Annotated in this window: 16 protein-coding genes, 1 other RNA gene and 1 pseudogene; 4 read left to right on the plus strand and 14 right to left on the minus strand. The window is 38.1% G+C overall.

Annotated elements, in window-relative coordinates; genetic code table 11:
• Positions 1-223: 223 nt before the first annotated feature.
• The 6 genes from CWD90_RS00185 to CWD90_RS00210 form a co-directional block, all read right to left on the minus strand.
• On the minus strand, positions 224-763 hold the full coding sequence (locus CWD90_RS00185) for a 1-acyl-sn-glycerol-3-phosphate acyltransferase (protein WP_103473912.1): 540 nt from the start codon (positions 761-763) through the stop codon (positions 224-226).
• A gap of 120 nt (positions 764-883) precedes the next feature.
• A complete protein-coding gene (locus tag CWD90_RS00190) occupies positions 884-2,011 on the minus strand; it encodes an iron-containing alcohol dehydrogenase family protein (RefSeq protein WP_239986422.1) in 1,128 nt (375 codons plus the stop codon).
• A gap of 4 nt (positions 2,012-2,015) precedes the next feature.
• On the minus strand, positions 2,016-2,717 hold the full coding sequence (locus tag CWD90_RS00195) for an HAD family hydrolase (RefSeq protein ID WP_103473913.1): 702 nt from the start codon (positions 2,715-2,717) through the stop codon (positions 2,016-2,018).
• Positions 2,708-3,436, minus strand: a complete 729-nt coding sequence (gene kdsB / locus CWD90_RS00200) for a 3-deoxy-manno-octulosonate cytidylyltransferase (protein WP_103473914.1) — start codon at positions 3,434-3,436, stop codon at positions 2,708-2,710. The genes CWD90_RS00195 and kdsB overlap by 10 nt, the downstream gene beginning before the upstream one ends.
• 143 nt (positions 3,437-3,579) lie before the next feature.
• Positions 3,580-4,143, minus strand: a complete 564-nt coding sequence (locus tag CWD90_RS00205; RefSeq protein ID WP_103473915.1) for a DUF4126 domain-containing protein — start codon at positions 4,141-4,143, stop codon at positions 3,580-3,582.
• A 33-nt stretch (positions 4,144-4,176) separates the two neighbouring features.
• The gene (locus CWD90_RS00210; protein ID WP_103473916.1) at positions 4,177-5,610 is read right to left on the minus strand and encodes an ATP-dependent DNA helicase; all 1,434 of its coding nucleotides are present in this window, start codon (positions 5,608-5,610) and stop codon (positions 4,177-4,179) included.
• A gap of 101 nt (positions 5,611-5,711) precedes the next feature.
• On the opposite strand from CWD90_RS00210, the gene CWD90_RS00215 reads away from it, so the two are divergent.
• From CWD90_RS00215 to CWD90_RS00225, 3 genes are read left to right on the plus strand one after another with little or no spacing between them, the layout of a single operon-like run.
• Positions 5,712-6,362 carry a hypothetical protein gene (locus CWD90_RS00215; protein WP_103473917.1) on the plus strand — a complete coding sequence of 217 codons (651 nt, stop codon included), beginning with the start codon at positions 5,712-5,714 and terminating at the stop codon, positions 6,360-6,362.
• Complete coding sequence (locus tag CWD90_RS00220; protein WP_103473918.1) at positions 6,340-7,176, plus strand: DUF3822 family protein; 837 nt, start codon at positions 6,340-6,342, stop codon at positions 7,174-7,176. Before CWD90_RS00215 ends, CWD90_RS00220 begins: the two co-directional genes overlap by 23 nt.
• Positions 7,176-7,724, plus strand: coding sequence for an RsmD family RNA methyltransferase (locus CWD90_RS00225; RefSeq protein ID WP_103473919.1), 549 nt, complete (start codon positions 7,176-7,178; stop codon positions 7,722-7,724). The genes CWD90_RS00220 and CWD90_RS00225 overlap by 1 nt, the downstream gene beginning before the upstream one ends.
• Positions 7,725-8,074: 350 nt before the next feature.
• Here CWD90_RS00225 and rnpB read toward each other — a convergent pair.
• Positions 8,075-8,391: RNase P RNA component class A (gene rnpB, locus CWD90_RS00230), an RNA gene on the minus strand.
• Positions 8,392-8,524: 133 nt separating this feature from the next.
• On the opposite strand from rnpB, the pseudogene CWD90_RS23355 reads away from it, so the two are divergent.
• Positions 8,525-10,368, plus strand: a pseudogene (locus CWD90_RS23355) (DNA polymerase III subunit gamma/tau).
• On the opposite strand, the gene CWD90_RS00245 reads toward CWD90_RS23355, so the two are convergent.
• The 7 genes from CWD90_RS00245 to CWD90_RS00275 form a co-directional block, all read right to left on the minus strand.
• Entirely contained in the window at positions 10,357-10,719 is a 363-nt protein-coding gene (locus CWD90_RS00245; RefSeq protein WP_103473922.1) for a transmembrane 220 family protein, read from the minus strand. The pseudogene CWD90_RS23355 and the gene CWD90_RS00245 overlap by 12 nt on opposite strands.
• 1 nt (position 10,720) lies before the next feature.
• Positions 10,721-12,097, minus strand: coding sequence for an alkaline phosphatase family protein (locus CWD90_RS00250; protein WP_103473923.1), 1,377 nt, complete (start codon positions 12,095-12,097; stop codon positions 10,721-10,723).
• 3 nt (positions 12,098-12,100) lie between these two features.
• Entirely contained in the window at positions 12,101-13,294 is a 1,194-nt protein-coding gene (eboE, locus tag CWD90_RS00255; RefSeq protein WP_103473924.1) for a metabolite traffic protein EboE, read from the minus strand.
• Positions 13,288-14,469 (minus strand): 3-dehydroquinate synthase, encoded by a 1,182-nt coding sequence (locus CWD90_RS00260; protein ID WP_103473925.1) that lies wholly within the window; start codon positions 14,467-14,469, stop codon positions 13,288-13,290. The genes eboE and CWD90_RS00260 overlap by 7 nt, the downstream gene beginning before the upstream one ends.
• An 11-nt stretch (positions 14,470-14,480) precedes the next feature.
• Positions 14,481-15,383: a UbiA-like protein EboC gene (gene eboC, locus CWD90_RS00265; RefSeq protein ID WP_103473926.1), complete on the minus strand. Its 903-nt coding sequence runs from the start codon at positions 15,381-15,383 to the stop codon at positions 14,481-14,483.
• Entirely contained in the window at positions 15,383-16,291 is a 909-nt protein-coding gene (locus CWD90_RS00270) for a TatD family hydrolase (protein WP_103473927.1), read from the minus strand. Before CWD90_RS00270 ends, eboC begins: the two co-directional genes overlap by 1 nt.
• A gap of 248 nt (positions 16,292-16,539) precedes the next feature.
• A complete protein-coding gene (locus tag CWD90_RS00275) occupies positions 16,540-19,890 on the minus strand; it encodes a ThuA domain-containing protein (protein WP_103473928.1) in 3,351 nt (1,116 codons plus the stop codon).
• Between the last annotated feature and the right edge of the window lie 189 nt (positions 19,891-20,079).

Here is a 20,079-nt window from a genome sequence, read left to right on the forward strand (position 1 = left end):
ATGTTAAAATACGTTGTGTACTATACTATTCCTGTAGTCGGAATTATTTGTAGGAAAATTAATCTCGTACCATCCCCCGGATTGTAGCTGATATCATGCATAATCAATGCCTAGATTATGAAATTATATCTATAATTCTGAAAATGAGATGGATAGAATCAAATAGTAGATTTAGGAAACAAAAATGAATCCTATAACAGGGAATAAATAAAATTTAGTTAATTTAAAAACTATTCGCAGGAATCTTGCCTACCACTCCCTTAAAAAAGGCCTTATATGTTGCAAAATCTTCCTCTTGGTTATCTGTAGGATAATGTGCTTTGGATATTTCAATCTGTTTTTTACCAAAGTCGAACGCTACCATTACTATAGGAACTTCGGCCGATTTGGCAATAAAATAAAAACCAGTTCTCCATTCCGTAACTTTTTTTCTGGTGCCTTCAGGGGAAAGCGCCAATCTAAATGTTTTGTTTTGATCAAATATTTTGGTGATGGCACTAACGGTATCCAAATTTTTAGTTCTATCGATAGGCGCACCGCCCATCCAGCGAAAATACCAGCCAAATGGTGGCTGAAATAAGGCCTTCTTTCCTATAAAATGAATATCCTCATTTAATACCCGTCTAATCAATATTCCAAGAAAAAAATCGACCCAACTCGTATGCGGCACTACAATAACAACACATTTGTCCAACTGCGGAAAAGAGCCCAGCAGTGTCCATCCTAAAATTTTAAAATATATAAATTTTGCAAGTGCCCGCATAAACCATCAATTATTTAAAATATTTAAGACTAGTTGTTCAAAAAAGTAAAACTATCTAATTCCTATTGCTATAAGCATAGCGTTAATATCAACAACCAAATTCGCTTTATTGAATAACAATTATATTTTTTTATAAATAGCCTTTAATTTTTCGGGGGTTATAATATTTCGCCATTCACTTCCCAATGCATTTTCCCATAAAGGCACAAGGCTTAATGCTACATTGATCATGGTATCAAAATCGCTATTGGTCAATTCCTTGCAGATGTCCTTTGGAAGTTGGATATGGTGTTTTTCCTTCATTTGATTAAAAAGTTCAACACCTTCCGGGTAAAATTCCTTTAAATGTTGAAAAACCAAACAGTTGCCAATTCCATGTCTAACCCCCAACAAATAAGACAAGCCATAGCTCATGGCATGGGCCACACCAACCTGCGAGTACGCTATACTCATACCTCCATGCCAGGAAGCCATCATTAATTTATTTCTGGCATCATCTTCCGTTAAATCTCCCAAATAAACTTCTTTGCACAATTCCAGTGACTTTTCCCCATAGCTCTGGCTAAAGGCATTTAAAAAAGTACCATTAAGTGATTCTATGCAATGTATATAACAATCCATACCGGTATAAAACCATTGCTCTTTAGAGACTCCATGGGTTAAATCGGGATCTAGCAGCACTTGGTCAAAAGTGGTATAATCGGAGTTAATTCCAAGCTTCTTCTCCGGCCCTAACAGCACGGTTGTTCTGGAAACCTCCGCTCCAGTACCACTAATTGTAGGAACACCCACATGATATATGGATGGTTTTTTTACCAAATCCCAACCTTGATATTCATAAGCATTGCCTTTATTGGTCAACATGATAGCTACTGCCTTTGCCAGATCCAACAGGGTGCCACCCCCTATTCCTATAATTCCGGATGGCAGATCGGTGAAATCATTTGTAATTTTCGCGACCAAAACATCCACCTGTTCCGTTTTTGGCTCTTCATCTGCCGAAATAAAAATTATCTGATCGTTAAATAGCAACGGTATTCTAGAAATTAATGCTGCTCCTTCAAACACATCATCGACCAAAAAAATAAATGGGGCCTCGGAATGTTTCCGTTTGGGCATCAAAATCTCTGCCATTTGTCCAAAACATCCAGCGCCAAAAATGACTCGGGGCACCATTGGAAAGTTCTTATAATTCGTCATCAATCCAGGGTGGCCAATTGTACTATTATTTTTACTCTTTACGTTCATAGACTTATTTAAGATACTTCAATATATCCGAGATAGTACCTAAGGTAAGATGATCATTATTATGATCCTCCTGCTTTACCTCTTCATGTTGCCATGTAGTATGAAATGGGATATGAACAGCTTGGGCCCCAATATTCAAAATAGGCAATACATCCGATTTCAATGAATTTCCGATCATCAAAAATTCTTCAACAGGAATCTCCAAATGTTCAAGTAGGTTCTTATAATTTTCTTCCTTTTTATCACTTAAAACTTCTACGTGGTGAAAATATTTGGACAATCCGGATTTTTCCAATTTTCTTTCTTGGTCCAACAAATCACCCTTGGTCAATACGATCAAGCGATATTTATCCTTTAATTTTTCCAGCACTTCCTCTACACCATCCAATAATTCTACTGGCTGCAACAACATTTCCTTTCCCAGATTCAAAATATCCCAAATCCTTGCTTGAGAAATCCTATTATTGGACAGATCCAGAGCTGATTCTATCATGGAAAGCATAAACCCTTTAATTCCATAACCGTATAATTCCAGGTTCTTTATCTCTGTTTTAAAAAGTTCCTGATCTATTTGATTTTTGGTTTCATAACTATCCAGAAGGCTGGCAAATTTTTCTTCTGCATGCCTAAAATAAGTTTCGTTTACCCAGAGGGTATCATCGGCATCAAAACCAACCACCTTAATTTTCTTAAAATCTATTTCCATACTTTCTTGGCTTTTTCCAAATCTTCGGGAGTGTCAATTTCTATTCCGCTCACATTGGTTTCTACCATCTTTATTTTTTTTCCATATTCCAGGTAGCGAATGGCTTCTATTTTCTCAGTAGCTTCCAAAATAAGCATGGGCAGTCTCTGGAAATCCATGAGCGCACTTTTTCTAAAGGCATAGATTCCCTTATGCTTAAAGTAGGGGATATCCAATTCCCTTGATCTAGGATAAGGTATAGGAGCGCGTGAAAAATAAAGAGCAAAATTCTGATTATCAACAATTACCTTTACCGTATTAGGGTCATTGATTTCCACCCAATCGGAAATTCTTGTCATTAAGGAAGCCAGATCAATCTCCTTTGCTACATCATCTTTAAATACTTCAATTACGCTAACTAGGCTTTCCCTATCGGTAAATGGCTCATCTCCTTGAACATTAACAATAATATCCACATCCATAGACTCCACAGCCTCGGCAATACGATCACTCCCACATTCATGTTGCTTTACACTCATAATGGCTTTGCCACCCAATCTTTTAATAGTGTCATATATAGTGGTACTATCCGTAACTACATACACCTCTTGAAACAAGCCCGTATTTATTGCTGCTTCATATGTTCTTTGTATTACCGGTTTCCCTTGGAGGTCTTGCATAAGCTTACCTGGAAATCTTGAGGCTGCGTAACGCGCCGGTATCATTGCAATGATTTTCATATGTATATATTTATTGCTTTTTAAACGTCATACCTGCCCGACTACGCCATTCAGGCGGGTGTAATACGCATATATTCATTGATTTTGCGACCAGTTTAGGGTCATGCTAATTTCACACGAAATTTATTTAAGATTAATTTGGATTAAGTTTTAGGTCTAAGTTTTCTATATATCCTAAAAATAACGATCATTATTATAATCACCAAGAAGACAGCCAGAATGGGAGCAAAAATTGAGGCAGTAGCCACTACGGCTGCGGTACCTGTTTCAACCAAACCAATAACGGGATTAGCTGTTCCACCAGTGGTGACGGTTGAAGCCAATCTCCCAGTGGCAGAGGCCCCCTTTATGGCAGAAGCCGTTCCACCTCCTGCAATTATAGCCAAGGTCCAGGTTATTATAGGGTCTAAATTGGATGCAGTAGAAACCATAACTGCTGTACCCGCCAACGCGGCCATGGGTATTGCTATACTATCCAATAAATTGTCTAACCAAGGAATAAAATAGGCGAAAATCTCTACCAGAGTAGCAACACCAAGTGTTAAAAGGGCTGTTAAACTACCTATCCATTCCCAATTTTCATTTAATTCCCATACATTAAAATAAGCTGACAAACTTAAAACAAACAAGGGTAAAAAAATTCTAAATCCCACAGAAGCAGCAAGCCCAATACCCAAAAATATGCTTAAAATGGTATCAAAAGTCATATTCCTTAATTATAAGGCAAAATTAGACTATTCCTAATCAACAAAAAAATCGTTCTTAAAGCCAATAAGGTACAATTTATGCTTTGCCCTAGTAACAGCTGTATACAACCAACGAAGATATTCCTTATCGATTCCGTTCGGTAAATAAGGCTGTTCTACAAATACAGTATTCCATTGCCCCCCTTGGGATTTATGACAAGTAATGGCGTATGAAAATTTAACTTGGAGTGCATTAAAAAATTTATTGTTCTTTACTCCCAAAAACTTCTTGTATTTGGATTTTTCATCGGCAAAGTCCTTCATAACTTCTTGATAAAGTCGATTACCCTCTTCATAGGGTAAAGAAGGGGTCTCTGCCATAATAGTATCCAATATAAGTACGGTTTCAAAGGGTTTTTGATTGGGATAATCCACCATTTTCACCTTGACCTCAGCAAATTTAAAACCGTATAATTCCTTTATCGAAAATATCTCCAATACTTCAATGATATCCCCATTAGCAATGAAACCGGCTTCTGAAGTCGGCATTAACCAAAAGTAATTGTTCTTCACGACCATCATGTAATCACCCACGGCCAACTCATTTTCAAGGTATAGGATTCTATTCCTAATATTCTCGTTATATAAATTAGCTCTCTTGTTTGACCGAACAATAATGGCGGTTTCCTCCTTGCCGTTTTGCGAATAGGAATCATCTATGGCCTCTTGAATATCATTCCCGTCTACCAGACGAACAATATCGCTAAACCGACTTACCATAAATTTAAAGTCATCGAAAAATTCACCTTGTAGCTGCTCCCGTAGATTGGTAGCATTCACCAATATTCCGGAATCCTCGGCTTGCCTTACAACCTCATCCAACTCCAACATTATCACTTCTTTATTATAATTCAATGATAATTGATTTTCGTCCAAGGCAGGACTAATATTTAAATGTACCGGTGGAAGCTGCGCCGTATCACCTATTAAGATCAGCTTACAATTATGCCCGGAATAAATGAACATAATAAGGTCATCCAAAAGGGACCCGTTCTCAAACAATTTTGAATCTGCAGGAGTATCGGGAATCATTGATGCCTCATCCACAATAAAAATAGTATTTCTATGCTTGTTGGGCGACAGAACGAACTGTACCCCTCCACCACTCTGCTTTTTTGGAAAATAAATTTTTCTATGAATCGTAAAAGCCTGTGTTCCGGAGTAATTGGACATTACCTTGGCCGCCCGACCAGTGGGAGCCATTAAAACAGCCTTCATGGTGGTCTTCCAAAGATTGGTGACTATAGTACCAACTATAGTAGTCTTTCCAGTACCTGCGAACCCTTTTAACATGAAAACACTATCCTTTTCCTTGGATAAAACAAAACTTGCGAGTTTCTGCAAAGCAACTGACTGCATTGCTGTTGGATCATGCGGGAATTTGTCTTTCAGTAGTTTAAAAAAAGTAGCGTCCGTTATAGAAGTCATAGGTCATCAAAGATAATCAGTATTTTTAAGGTCAAATACTTTTACCATTAAAAAAAAATTGTAGATTTGTGATAACCACTAAATAAAATAACACTTAAGAAATGAAGACCATATTACAAATTTTTCTTTGGATAGTATCTATCGTGTTGGGATATATGATTTATAATTCCGTGAACGGCCCTATTGAATTTAAAAAAATTAAGCAAGAGCGTTATGCTAAAGTAATATCCAATTTAAAGGACATCAGGAATTCTCAAGAAGCCTATAAAACTGTAAATGGTAGATATGCGAAAGATTTTAACGCACTTATTAGTTTTGTAGATACCGGAAAATACACTATTACCCAGCAAAGAGATTCCTCCTATTTGGAATACGATAAGAATTTTGGTATCGATATGTTGCAGGAAGTTAAAATAGTAGATACACTTGGTACTGTTTCTGTTAAGGATTCCTTATTCAAAAAGGACGATCGTTTCAAAACAATGATGAATGTACCCTTTGCCGCTAATGGTGAAAAATTTGAAATGAAGTCTACCATAATTGAAAAAAGCGGATACAAAGCTCCGGTTTTTGAAGCAAAAGTCAGTAAGGCTGTAGTGCTACATGATCAACCCAAAACTTTGTTAGCCAGGGAAAATGTCCAGATCAATGTTGATGAGGTAAATGGTAATATAATCAAGGTTGGATCTTTGACCGAGGTAAGCACCAGCGGAAATTGGCCCTCTATATATGACAAACGAAACGACCAATAAAATTTTAGAAAATTCTAAATCGGAATATCAGAAATTGTCCATTCAAGTTAGCTTGAATGGACTTTCTTTTTGTGTTCTGGACACACTTTCCAACACAATTCTTGCATCTGAAAGGCTGGTATTCGAAAACGAACTAACACCATATGCGGTTCAAAAGGAGATAAAGCAGCTTTTTGAGAAAATCAGGATAAAAGATGTAAAGTTTTCAGAGGTTGTAGTAATACATAGGAACAATCTTTTTAGCTTGGTCCCGCAAGCGCTTTTCAACAAAGAAGAACTCGCCAACTACTTAAAATTTAATGCCAAGATATTAGCCAACGATCATATAGAATATGATGAAGTAAAAAACTTGGACATGGTTAATGTTTATGTTCCTTTTATGAATATAAACAATTACATCTACGATCTTTTTGGCGAGTTTGAATTTATGCATCATGGCACTATCTTGATCCAGACCTTGACAAACAGCCATGGCAACCTTAGTGAACCCATTTGTTATGTTCACCTAATAGAGGGACATATGGACATAGCGGTAATTTCCCATAAAAAGTTGATACTATACAATAACTTTAGTTTCAATACAAAAGAAGATTTTATCTACTACCTATTATTTACTTTAGAACAATTAAAATTAGATACGGAAACTACCAAACTTAAACTTTTTGGATCCATTGAAGAAGGTGATGAATTGTATAATATGTGTCATGAATACGTAAGGGATATTTCCATTTTTATTCCCTCCAACACATCATTTTATCATTTCGGGGAATCGGAAAAGGAAACTATAGACTTCACACTGCTAAACACCCTTTAATGCGAATAATATCTGGAAAAAACAAAGGTCAAAGGCTTACGGCCCCAAAAAAACTCCCTGTTCGCCCTACAACGGATATGGCCAAGGAAGCCTTGTTCAACATCCTTAATAATCAGTACCACTTTAACGAGGTAAGTGTATTGGACCTCTTTGCTGGTACCGGAAATATAAGTTACGAATTTGCATCCAGAGGCTCTGAAAACATAACGGCTGTAGATGCCGACCTAGGATGCATTAAATATATTACCAAGACATCTACAGATCTGGACTTCCCCATTGTTGCACTAAAGAAAGATGTTTTTCATTATTTGGAAACCAATCCCATAAAAGCCCATATTATTTTTGCGGACCCACCTTACGACTTAGCACCTGAAGAATTCGCTGCAATTCCCAAACTAGTTTTTGAAAAACAGCTATTGTTGGAAAATGGAGTTTTAATCATTGAGCATTCCAAACACACCAATCTATCTCAGTTGGAAAATTTCACCAACTCAAGAAGGTATGGCGGTAGTGTATTTAGTTTTTTTGAATGGACCGAGGGCAATTGAAGGTTTATAGCCCAGAGTAATCAACCAATAGAACTTTAATCGACAATTATGATCATATTGCATCATATGCAACTTAGGCTTTGGGGATAAATCCTATTTAGAAGTGAACTCTCTGAAGAGACCTTAAGCGGAAAAAAATTCTCCTCTACTAGCATTAATCAACACGATACCAGTTGACATTATACCGCCTTCGGCGGCATTAATTCGACTACGCATTTACTCCTCCGCCAGCATTAATCAACATGACAACAGTTATCATTATACCGCCTTCGGCAACATTATATTATCTCTATACCGCCTGCGGCGGCATTAATTCGACTACGCATTTGCTGCGCAAATGCTGTCTCATTAAAAAAAGCAGGTCATAAGCCGGATTCTGTTAACCTTGAAAAAATTCAAAATCTCCTTATCATTTATCTAGGCCAAAGGTTGCCCAATGGCTCCAACCGCCTACCCTTCAGCTCGAGCGTGCAGCCCTCAAACACTGATTTACATGGCGTTGCACCGTATAGAGTTTACCTGGTTTCACTACAGCATAACCTGTACATTCTTTCTGTTGCACTTGTCCTCATCTCTCGACGGACGGGCGTTACCCGCTATACTGCACTATGGTGTCCGGACTTTCCTCCCCCCGCAAAATACGTGGAGCGATAAGGCGACCTGCTGCCGCAAAGGTAATTCAATTGTTGATAAATAAAAGACTAAAGAAATTTAAATAGGCGCTTTAATGCTATCGTATTTTTATATTTGTACTTCACCCGTACGCGTATTATTTTTGCGCAGAATTTAAGTTAATAGCCTTGGAACCTTTTATAGTATCCGCCCGAAAATACAGGCCCCAAACATTTAAGGATGTTGTTGGGCAACAGGCTATTACCAATACTTTGACCAATGCCATAGAAAACAATCACCTTGCTCAAGCCTTGTTATTTACAGGTCCAAGAGGTGTAGGGAAAACCACATGTGCACGTATATTGGCCAAACAAATTAACCAAGACGGCAGATCTACTGACGATGAAGACTTTGCTTTTAATATTTTTGAGCTCGATGCTGCATCCAACAATTCCGTTGATGATATTAGAGAGCTTACCAGCCAAGTCCGTATTCCTCCCCAAGTAGGAAAATACAAGGTATATATTATTGATGAGGTCCATATGTTATCCCAGGCGGCCTTTAATGCTTTCTTAAAGACACTAGAGGAACCTCCTGCACATGCCATTTTCATTTTGGCCACCACTGAAAAGCATAAGATAATACCTACTATTCTATCTCGTTGCCAGATATTCGATTTTAAACGAATTACAGTGAAGGATGCCGCGGAATATTTAAAATACATTGCGGAGAACCAAGAAATTGATGCCGAAGATGATGCACTCCATATAATAGCTCAAAAAGCTGATGGGGCCATGCGCGATGCTCTGTCTATTTTTGATAGGGTTGTAAGTTTCTCTGGCAAAAAATTGACCAGAAAATCCGTAACGGAGAATTTGAATGTTTTAGATTATGACACCTATTTCTCTACTACCGATCTTATTCTGAAGCACGATATTCCTAGTTTATTGATTCTTTTTAATGAAACCTTGGCTAGAGGTTTTGAAGGACACCATTTTATAAGTGGCCTGGCTTCACACTTTCGAGATTTAATGGTATGCTTACACCCAGACACCATTGAGCTATTGGAAGTTGGTGAGGACGCTAAAAAGCACTATAACGAACAGTCCAAAAAAACTTCCAGCTCCTTTTTACTGACCGCCATTGACCTGGCCAATGATTGTGATATAAAGTATAAATCCAGTAAAAATCAGCGCCTTCTCGTTGAATTGACCCTAATGAAATTAGCCTCTATCGATTTTGATGGAGAAAAAAAAAATCTAATTCCCTAGGGAATGGTCGCAATAAACCAGATTTTATAATTCCAGCATCATTTTACAAGGTGAACCGTCCCACTGTGTCGGACAAGGGATTAATGCCCAGGAAAACGGAGACAGAAACGATTAATACAACTGCATTAGCTGCTGAAATCCCACTTAAAGAGGAGCAAGCGAATACTCCCCAAACTCCTACCTCCAATAATCCCAATCAACCTCACAATAATGAAGAAGAAGTCAACATTATTAAAGAAACGGTGGAAAAGAATCCAGATCCTACCCCTAGAAACAAGATTAATCTAAAATCGACCGATAGGAGAGTTTCAGGCCTATCGCTCTCTAGTTTAAAGGCAAAAAAAGAACATCAACTGAACAAAAAAGAAGTTGTTATTGATGAAAGCAACCTGCCTAAAACCATTTTCACAGAAGAGGAAATGCAAAAACATTGGGCAGTATTCGTAGACATTATGGACAATGATGGGCGGAAAATTTTGGCATCCAACCTGCATTCCGATGTTCCCAAGTTAACTGAAAACTTCACCATTTGGATAGAATTACCAAATGGCACTATGAAGAAAGAAATAGAGCGGGATAAGTATGATTTAATGGAATACTTAAAACTCAAACTCAACAATCACTTTATTCAACTAAAAATAACCGTTAACGAGGCCACTGCCAAAAAGTTTGCTTTTACCCCTGAAGAAAAATATCAAAAATTAAGGGAGAAAAATCCAGTCATAGATCTTTTGCGCAAGGAGTTCGATTTAGACATTTAAAGTCTTTCCTGGTATTCTAATCCGCCAAGCATAAAACATCATCACAAAGGCGCTTATTAAAAGCCCCAAGGATTCCCTAGCATGTTCTATATTACTTATATTTCCCCCATCAATGGAAACCCCTTCAAAGCGGGAAGGCCAAAATATATAAGCGCCTATAAAATAAGCGAAAGATAGTACTACGGGCACTACCAAAAACAATTTTTCCATTAAAAACAAAAATGACGCTATAGCAGCCAATCCATAAATACAATACCACAGCAAGGCATCGGGATCATTGTATTGGACAAATGCTGCCCAAATAAACAATAAGGTGAAAACTGCGGAAATAATCTTGGATAATAGTCGCATATTAAGAAGTTGTAAGATGGTTTTCAATAATGCCGTATACCTCTGTCGCCAACAAGGTCTCCTTTAATTCGGCACTTTTATTATTGGTAATCAGAATGGGATGATTATTGGAATCCTCTGGAATTCTACCGTGTGAACCTTTCACCAAAGTGGCATCTAAGGGAATAATATCCATTACTATCCTGAAACCTAACTTTTTCTTCAATAATTTCCAAATGACCTTTGGCATTAACAATTTATCTTTCGGATCCGTTAGCATCTCTACGGGATCGTATCCTGGTTTCTTATGTATGTCCACCATTCTGGCATAATCAGGTGCCTTAGTATCATCTAGCCAGAAGTAATAGGTGAACCAAGAATCCTTATCTGCTATTACCACCAAATCCCCGCATCTGTCGTGATCCAATTGTATTTTTTGAATTTCACTTCCAGAAAGTACTTGTTCCACTCCTTTTATTTTCTTCAATATATCTTTAACGGCATCAACATCCTCCTTATCCTTTACATAAACATGTGCCAATTGATGATCTGCAACTGCAAAGGCCTTGCTAGCTCCTGCATCTAATAATTCCAATCCCCTTTCCGTTCGGATATCAAGGTAGCCTTCTTGCCTTAGCTTCCTATTTAAGTGTATTGGATTGCTAACATTGGTTATCCCATATTCCGAAAGCAAAATAATATGGGCAGATTTACTTTCATAATACTCCACCAGTTGTTTTACTACATTATCTATCTCTCTTAGGTCTTTTGCTATTTTACTTAAATCCGTACCAAACCGCTGCATATTATAGTCCAAATGCGGCAGATACACCAAGGTCAAAGTGGGATCATGTAAAACATCCGTCTTCAATGCGGCGTCCGCTATCCACTGACTGGATTTAATTGAGGTTTTTGGGCCCCAAAAATGGAAAAGCGGAAAAGTACCCAAATCACTTTGCAATTGATCGCGAAGTTCCGCTGGATAGGAATACACATCCGGAATTTTCCTGCCATCGGCCAAATAATTTGGCCTTGGAGTAACACTGTAATCCACATTGGAATACATATTATACCACCAAAACATATTGGCGCAGGTAAAATTTTTATCCTGCCTTTTGAGTTTGTCCCAAATTTTTTCCGACTGGATCAAGTTATTGGATTGTCGCCAAAACTTAACCTCTTGTTCTTCTTTAAAATACCAACCATTTCCCACTATTCCGTGTTCGGAAGGGGTTTTTCCGGTTAGGTAGGTTGCTTGTACACTACAAGTTACTCCGGGTAATTGTGGTGTAACTGTTGCCGATGTACCTTTTTCCAGAAAGGACTTTATAAAAGGAGTGTGCTCCCCTATCAATCCCCTAGTTAATCCGACTACGTTAAGTACTACGGTTTTCTTCATACTTTATATGTTGCGCTTTAACCATTCCAATTCACGTACAATAGAATTGGACAGTTCCGTTTTAAGATTTATGGGCAATACGTCCCAGGTATAGGTCTCTATCTCCAATTGATTAGAGAATTGATCCTTTTTAAGATATTCCAACACCTTGATTATTTGGTCTTGAGTTGAAAATAAATGATCGTACTTCTCCAAAAATATAGGAACATGAAAATGGGACCTTAGCTCTGATACCTTCGGGCGTTTCTTCAGAACCTCGGCCAAATCTTTATAAGTTATCACCTTATCACCAACTTTTTCAGTCACTTGATGCAAATAAGTTGGCTCATTAAACTGACCTAAGGAACTCCATATTTCCTCATTTTCCCCGTCTTTAAAAAGTATTTTAAGGGCAGAGCTCACTTGTATTTTACCAACCTTTATACCTGCCTTTCTGAATTTTACCAAGGTATGCTCAGGTTCTTCATAAGCCAAGGAAAAATGGCAAACGTCGTAACAAACCGTTATATGTCCTAAAATTAATTCTCTGGCCGTTTCTTTATCACAGCCCAAAGTGGAAGTCAATTTCTGAGTGGCTATAGGTATTAGATAAGTTTCATAAAAATGGAGGACCTCATCACTATTCTCCATCATACCATCTGGTTCCGGCTCTATGTCCAAATGCAGATGTTTCCCTGTATTCCTTTCAATTTCCACCAACTGTAAAACAATCTTTGACATACTTTCAGCAGCTGTCCTAAATGCAACTTCCAGTGCATCCGACGTAGTATGCCAGTGTCTGTAACTTACCGGCGAGGTAGAAATACCTCCTGAAATACCTTCAGGAATTAAAAAAGCCAATTGATCAAAAAGTCGCTTGGTATAATCCAATCTCTCAGTGGTGGTCCAATCCGGGGCATGCACCATATCCTTTACCCGTTCGTTATGAAAGTTCCCATAAGGGAACCCGTTCATGGTAAATACATAAAATTGATTATCGCCTAGCCAATCCTTAAAATCTTGCAAATTATTACCCTCATTAAGTCCCAAACTCGCAACATTGGACAAACGCAATCCAATTCCAAATGGGGATTCCGGGGAAACTTCCTTTTTAATTTTAGGGAGATATGTTTTTAGGCTATGCAAGGTCTGCTCCCAATCTTCACCAGGATGTATATTGGAACAATAACTAACATGATATTTATCATTTACTAACATATGCTACTGGATACTTGAGGTTTGTACTTTTCTTTTAACCAAACTATCGCTTTGCCCATGGTTGCAATATCAATTTCATGAACATCGTGCTTTACCCCTATTTCAGATATTAATGTTATGGTAAGCTCGCCACCCAAATGCTCTCTAAACTCCTGAATACCATTTAGCAACTCATTCAATTCACTGTCCGTTTTAATTGGAATATATAAATCGAACCCAATTTGTTCCAATACATTTAATATACGAACTAGCGTTTCTTTGTTAATCAACCCTATAAAATGGGCATAGACCAAATCCAAGGCCATACCAATAGCCACGGCCTCTCCGTGCCTTAGCTGGTAATTGGTCATATATTCCAGTTTATGGGCGGCCCAATGCCCAAAATCCAAGGGCCTAGAGGAACCATTTTCAAAAGGATCTCCTCCTTGGGCAATATGCTCCATATGCATCTCCGCGCAACGATAAACCAAGTACTCCATTGATTCCATTTCCCGTGTCTGAAGTCGCGTACTGTTTTCCTCTATAAACTCAAAGAAGGTCTCATCCTTGATCAAGGCCACTTTTACAGCCTCAGCAATTCCTGAAATCCAGTCGCGTTGATGTAGGGTGGTTAAAAAATTATTGTCATTTATTATGGCATATGCCGGGGCAAAAGTCCCCAGAAAATTTTTCTTTCCAAGAATATTAAAACTATTCTTAACGCCTACGGCAGAATCGTTCTGGGACAGTACCGTGGTAGGAATCCTTATCAGTTTCACACCCCTATGGGCTATGGCGGCAGCATATCCCACCATATCTATTACAGCACCGCCTCCAATTGCAACAACAAAAGAATGCCTACAAATGCGATTGTCGTTTATGGCCTTCAATATGCGCTCCACATTGTGGTAGTCCTTCTTACACTGTTCTCCTCCAGCAATCTCCATTTGTTCCGTAAGATTTATCACAGAACTATAAGCCGTACAATAGGTTGTTATTTGTGAGTTTAAATTTGGATGACATTCTTGAACACCACTGTCTATAACAAAAAGCACCTTTACGTTTCCCTTATTATCGTAACCTTCAATGATGTCTTTGAATAAGCTATTATCCGAGCTAAAAACATTTTCAGTAAAATGTAATTTATACTCATAAGATACTTTGAAGGATTGTTCTATTGGCTTATAATGTGACATATTCTAGAAAGTTAGGTAACTGCGAACAGTTTGGATAAAAAAATCGATAAGGGCAATAGCAATAGGGTAATCAACCCTACCCACCAATGGGAAAATCCTACTGCCAAGGTGGCGTCCAAAACAATGATAGATATTACTCCGGCCATCACTGCCTTTTTTATATTTTGTGGTGAATTTTCCTTGTATGCCTTCAATAAAGGCCTAAATACTAAAAAAGCAAACAGTAACAAAAAGGGAATAGATTCCAATAGATTCAAGTTGGAAATAGAAAAAAGAACTATAGTGCCCAAAATAACACTCGTATATAATCCTCCTGCAAAAAGAATATGACTTTTATTGTTTCCATGTACTTCCCCTCTGCTAATAAGTGTAATAGCGGCAATATAAACCACTGGGAAAATGAAATATCCCCAATTGCTAAAATCGCCCAAAATGGAAATTCCGAGCAACAAATTAAGTCCCCTGCAAATGCCCATATTAAGTGGACCAAAGAAGGAATGATGTTTCCCCAATGCATCGTACAAAAGAATAGCAAGCCCTAAAGCAAAAGCTATTATTCCACTTACGGAGCTCACCAGAAATGCACTCAGCACCCCCAAATTCATTAAAACACCTCCAAAGATAGCTGCAGATTTCATCGAAATTAATCCCGAAGGAATGGGTCTTTCCGGCCGCTCTATTTTATCCAACTTATGATCAAAAACGTCATTGAGCACCACTCCTGCCGCATATAGAAATACAGAGGCTAGTATCAACAACAATACATTTACCATGTTAGTTGTTTCCCAAGCGCTATTAAAGGAAGTGCCTAAAAATAAGCCCGAAATAGCTACCCCTGCGAAAATATCGGCAGCCGCGGTTGGTAAATTTGCTGGTCTTGCCAGTCTTAAATATCCTTTAAATACAGGATTCATTATACTATTTTATCTGCATCAACCTTGGGCTCTTGCCCTCGCAAAACACTATTGTCATTAAATAACTTTGTCTGATTGACGCCTTGTGGTTTCAACCAGTCGGATTCTTTCATCTTACCATTCTTTCCAAAAATTTCCAAGGCATTCTGGTAACAGGTTTTAACAACATCCGATTTGGCTATCCCCCTTTTCAACATTAGGGAAGCCGTTTTTGGCACGGCAAGTGGGTCACTAACCCCCCAGTCGGCAGAACTATCTACAATGATGCGATTGCTTCCATAATTTCTTACTACCTCAACCATTCTTTCATTCCCCATTTTCGTTTTAGGATAGATCGTAAATGCAGCCCAAAACCCACGATCCAGCACATCCTTAACTGTTTCTTCATTGTTATGATCAATTACAACCATACTTGGATCTAATCCATGCTCCAAACATACCTCCATACTTTTTAAGGTTCCGGACTTTTTGTCCCTATGTGGTGTATGTATCTGCACGGGTATATTTAATTCTTTGGCCAACTCCAATTGCATTCTAAAATATTTATCCTCTGCCGGAGTCTGGTCGTCATAACCTATTTCACCAATGGCCACAACATTTTCCTTATGTACATATAGTGGCAACAACTCAATTACTTGTTCTGCCAATGCCTCATTATTAGCCTCCTTGGAGTTTAATCCAATTGTACAATAATGATGTATTCCAAATTGGCTAGCTCTAAATGGTTCCCAACCTACAAGGCTGCTGTAATAGTCCTGAAAAGAACCAACCTGAGTACGCGGTTGCCCCAACCAAAAAGAAGGCTCTATAATAGCCACTACACCAGCTGCTGCCATTGCCTCATAATCATCTGTAGTCCTAGATGTCATATGCACATGTGGGTCTATAATCATCATTTTCTCTTCCATAATAATATTGTATACTTTAATTGATAAACGTGTCTTAATTTAAATTGTTTCCCTGCTTCAATTGGACTAAATCATAATCAACCGAAAAACCCATGTTTTTAAAAGCAATTCCAACCGCTAAAGTTAAATAAATAATAGGGTTTAAAGCCTAAAACCATGCTATTTTAAAAGTGTTTTAACAGAATCCCAATTTACAAACCTTAATTTTTACATGAAAAAATTATACTACACTAAACCCATTCCTTTCCTTAATATTTTAATATCATGGAGTTAAAGTTTGCTATAATTTGTTCCTTATCCCCCTTGCCTTTAAACACCAAACATAAAACACCAAATTTAGAAGTTGGCCTTACTGGGACATTATATTTCTTCTTTGCTCCTTTTTCCTTATTAAAATACTTTAAGGTACTTTCCCCAATAAGGCTTCCGGTGGGACTATTCTCCCTTATTTCAATTTCACCTTCGTATGGATAGTCGGCCCCAAAATACATGGATAACTCTATATTTTTTAGCCCTTCCAAACCTATGTCATTAAATTTTAAGTAAGAATTATTTTTAATGGACCCCACAACTTCTTCCCCTTCTACTTCCCAATTACTCAAGCCTCCGCTTTTTTCATCAGCATGCACGCCTTCAAATTTTGGAAATTTAAAAATTATTTGATCTCTTGCCGACAAGGTAGCTTCTGGCTGTTCTTTGCTTCCCTTATCTGAATATGAAGCCATTAAAACATACTTTCCTTGACTTCTTTTAGCTTTATGGGCATTAAAATTAACCACTCCTTCCAATGGTAGAAGGTTTTCTTCTTTCGAGCCCTTTGGGTTTAATGAAAGTATATAGTCCACTATTTTATCTACCTCAGTAACCTTTAACTGAGGGTGTGCGGACATCATACTTTCTCCCCATACTCCAGAGCCACCTTTGATAATTTTATCTATCAGGTAATTTTTGTCTGCTGTCGTATAACGTGATGCAATTTCCTCATAAGATGGCCCATTGACCTTAACATTTATGGCATGACAGGCCTTACAGTCTGTATCGTCCATAATTAATCTACCTTCTGGTATAGTGTTCTGTTGATGACCTATGGTGGCCTTGACCATATCCTCACCTTCAGGAATATAATCAAAGGTAATTTTAACATCTTTGGGGTCAATAGCACCATTCATGGTACTACCATCCTGTTTATCGGTCACAACAACTTTGTAGGCCACTTTTCGACCATCCCAATAGTTTTTGTTCTTGGTGTCCAATTCTATTTTCAACTCGGGAATGTCATTTCCTACCAATATTTTTTGGGTCGATATATTCGTGTTTCCAGCCTCGTCCGTAACCTTTAAACGCACGGTATAGCTCCCTGGCTCCTTAAACGTAAAGCTTGGCTCCATGGAAGTATCCTGGACCTCCTCAGAGTTAAAGAACCATTCATATTTGAGTTGATCCTTATCAAAATCCTCAGAAGAACTACCAGAAAATAGTACTGTAAATGGCTGTGCACCTACCATTTTGTCCGATGTTATTCTAGACACTGGATTGCGGTTTCCGCTGCGATAACCAATCCTATTTAAACGTGCATCCATATTTTGGGAATTCCATTTTTGCCCATATTCAAGAACATAAAGATTTCCATCCGAAGCAAAAAGCATATCCATTGGATGTGAAAACTCATTGCCGGGCATAAATGGATCTGCCTTTATATAATTGTGATTTTCATCTAAAGTCACTACATAGATCCAATCTCTCATCCATTCATACAAAAGAACCTTATTCTCAAAATACGCTGGAAATTCATTGGTAGCACTGGGATAGTTTGAAGAATGATAAATAGGCCCCGCCATAGGATTTACACCTCCTGAACCCAACCAAGGGAATTCTTCAGAAGCACTATAAGAAAACCATATCATTGATTCCTGAGCAGGCGGAAGTTCTCTTATACCTGTATTATTCGGGGAATCATTTATTAATTTGGCAGGATTATATTTTTCCCCAGCCGTTTCGGTAGCAAAGTTATAATCGTTGTAGGGCTGATTATCCCCTCTTGTGTATGGCCATCCCCAATTCCCAGCTTTTCGAGCCTGATTAAATTCTCCCATACCATGTGGTCCACGATTGGGGTCACCCTTACCCGCATCGGGACCAACGTCTCCCCAATAAAGATAACCCGTAGCACTATCAATAGAAAATCTAAAAGGATTTCGACTTCCCATTACATATATTTCAGGTCTTGTTTTTGGAGTGCCTTTAGGAAATAGGTTACCCTCCGGAATAGAATAGGTACCATCATCCTCTGGTTTAATCCGTAATATCTTCCCTCTAAGATCGTTGGCGTTGCCCGCTGATTTTTGCGCATCCCATAAAGCCCTACCTTCCCTTTCATCTATTGGGGCGAACCCAGAAGACTCAAAAGGATTGGTATTATCACCCAAGCCAATATAAAGATTACCATCAGGACCAAATTCCAAAGCCCCTCCAGCATGGCAACATTTACGTATTGTTGGAATGGTCAATAGGTTTTTTTCAGAGGCAAAATCCAATGAATCCCCCGTCAAGGTAAATCTAGATATCCGCTGTTCTGATATTTCACCAGGGGCAGAATAAAACAAATAAATCCAATTATTTTTCTGATAATTGGGGTCCACGGCAATACCCAACAATCCGTCTTCATTGCCATAAAACAAATTCAGCTGGGCTAATTGCCTGGTTTTCTCCTCTTTAAAATCATAAAGTTTTAAAGCCCCTCTTCTTTCTACAAACAAAATTCCCCGACCTGGTAGTTCTTCGAGTTCCATAGGCTCGTTCAGGTTAAAATCGAGCACCTTTCGCACATATCTATTTTCTTCTGGAATCCTTTGCGTTTTTGCCCTACTGTAATCCAAATTTTCATTCCCTATAACATACCTAAGCCCACCCATAACGTGATTTAGAAAATCAGGATTTTCAAATGTGGAATCAGTATGTCCCATTTCCGTATAAAACGACCTACCCCCATCATAGTTATGATACCAAGATATAGGATGATGCGTTCCATTTTCCCCTCCCTCGTAAGTGGTTTCGTCAATTTCGATCAACACCTTAATATCCGGATTAATATCTTTAAAATTATACCATTCGTCTGTCTTCATCCAGGTATCAGCCATAGATTTTGTGGCCGGGTGGTTCTTGTCCAGGATATTCAACCTTGCTTCTTGAACTTTCGGATGCCCCTTAAAATAGGCCCCAACTAATTTATTGTACCATGGCCAAGCGTATTCCGTATCTGTGGCGGCATGAATACCCAAAAATCCTCCCCCGGCTTGAATATATCTTTCAAAATCGGCCTGTTGCACATCATTTAAAATATCTCCAGTGGTATTTAAAAATACAACCGCTGAATATTGTTTTAATATCTCCTCGGTAAAATAGGTTGCATCTTCGGTAGCATCAACGAAAAAACCATTTTGCTCTCCCAACTTTTGAATAGCTAAGACACCTGACTCAATGGAACCATGTCTAAATCCTTCTGTCTTACTGAATACCAATAATTTTTCCTTTTTAGATGTACAAGAGCCTAGAAAACTAGTCAGGATCAGAATTAATATAGTTTTAGAAATGTTACCCATGTTTTTTTTTAATTTGAATATTGTATTACAGAACTCCTACTCTTGGTTTAGCCATCTTATTTAGACCCTAAAATGTGCTATATAAAATAAATATATGCCTAAATTGATACTTTTTTTGCTCAAACCTTATTGTTTGACTCAATAATGCAGCAATTTAAATCATTTGAAAATAATTTTACAATATCTTGA

Origin of the sequence: Arenibacter catalasegens, assembly GCF_002909235.1 — a bacterium.
GTDB lineage: Bacteria > Bacteroidota > Bacteroidia > Flavobacteriales > Flavobacteriaceae > Arenibacter > Arenibacter catalasegens.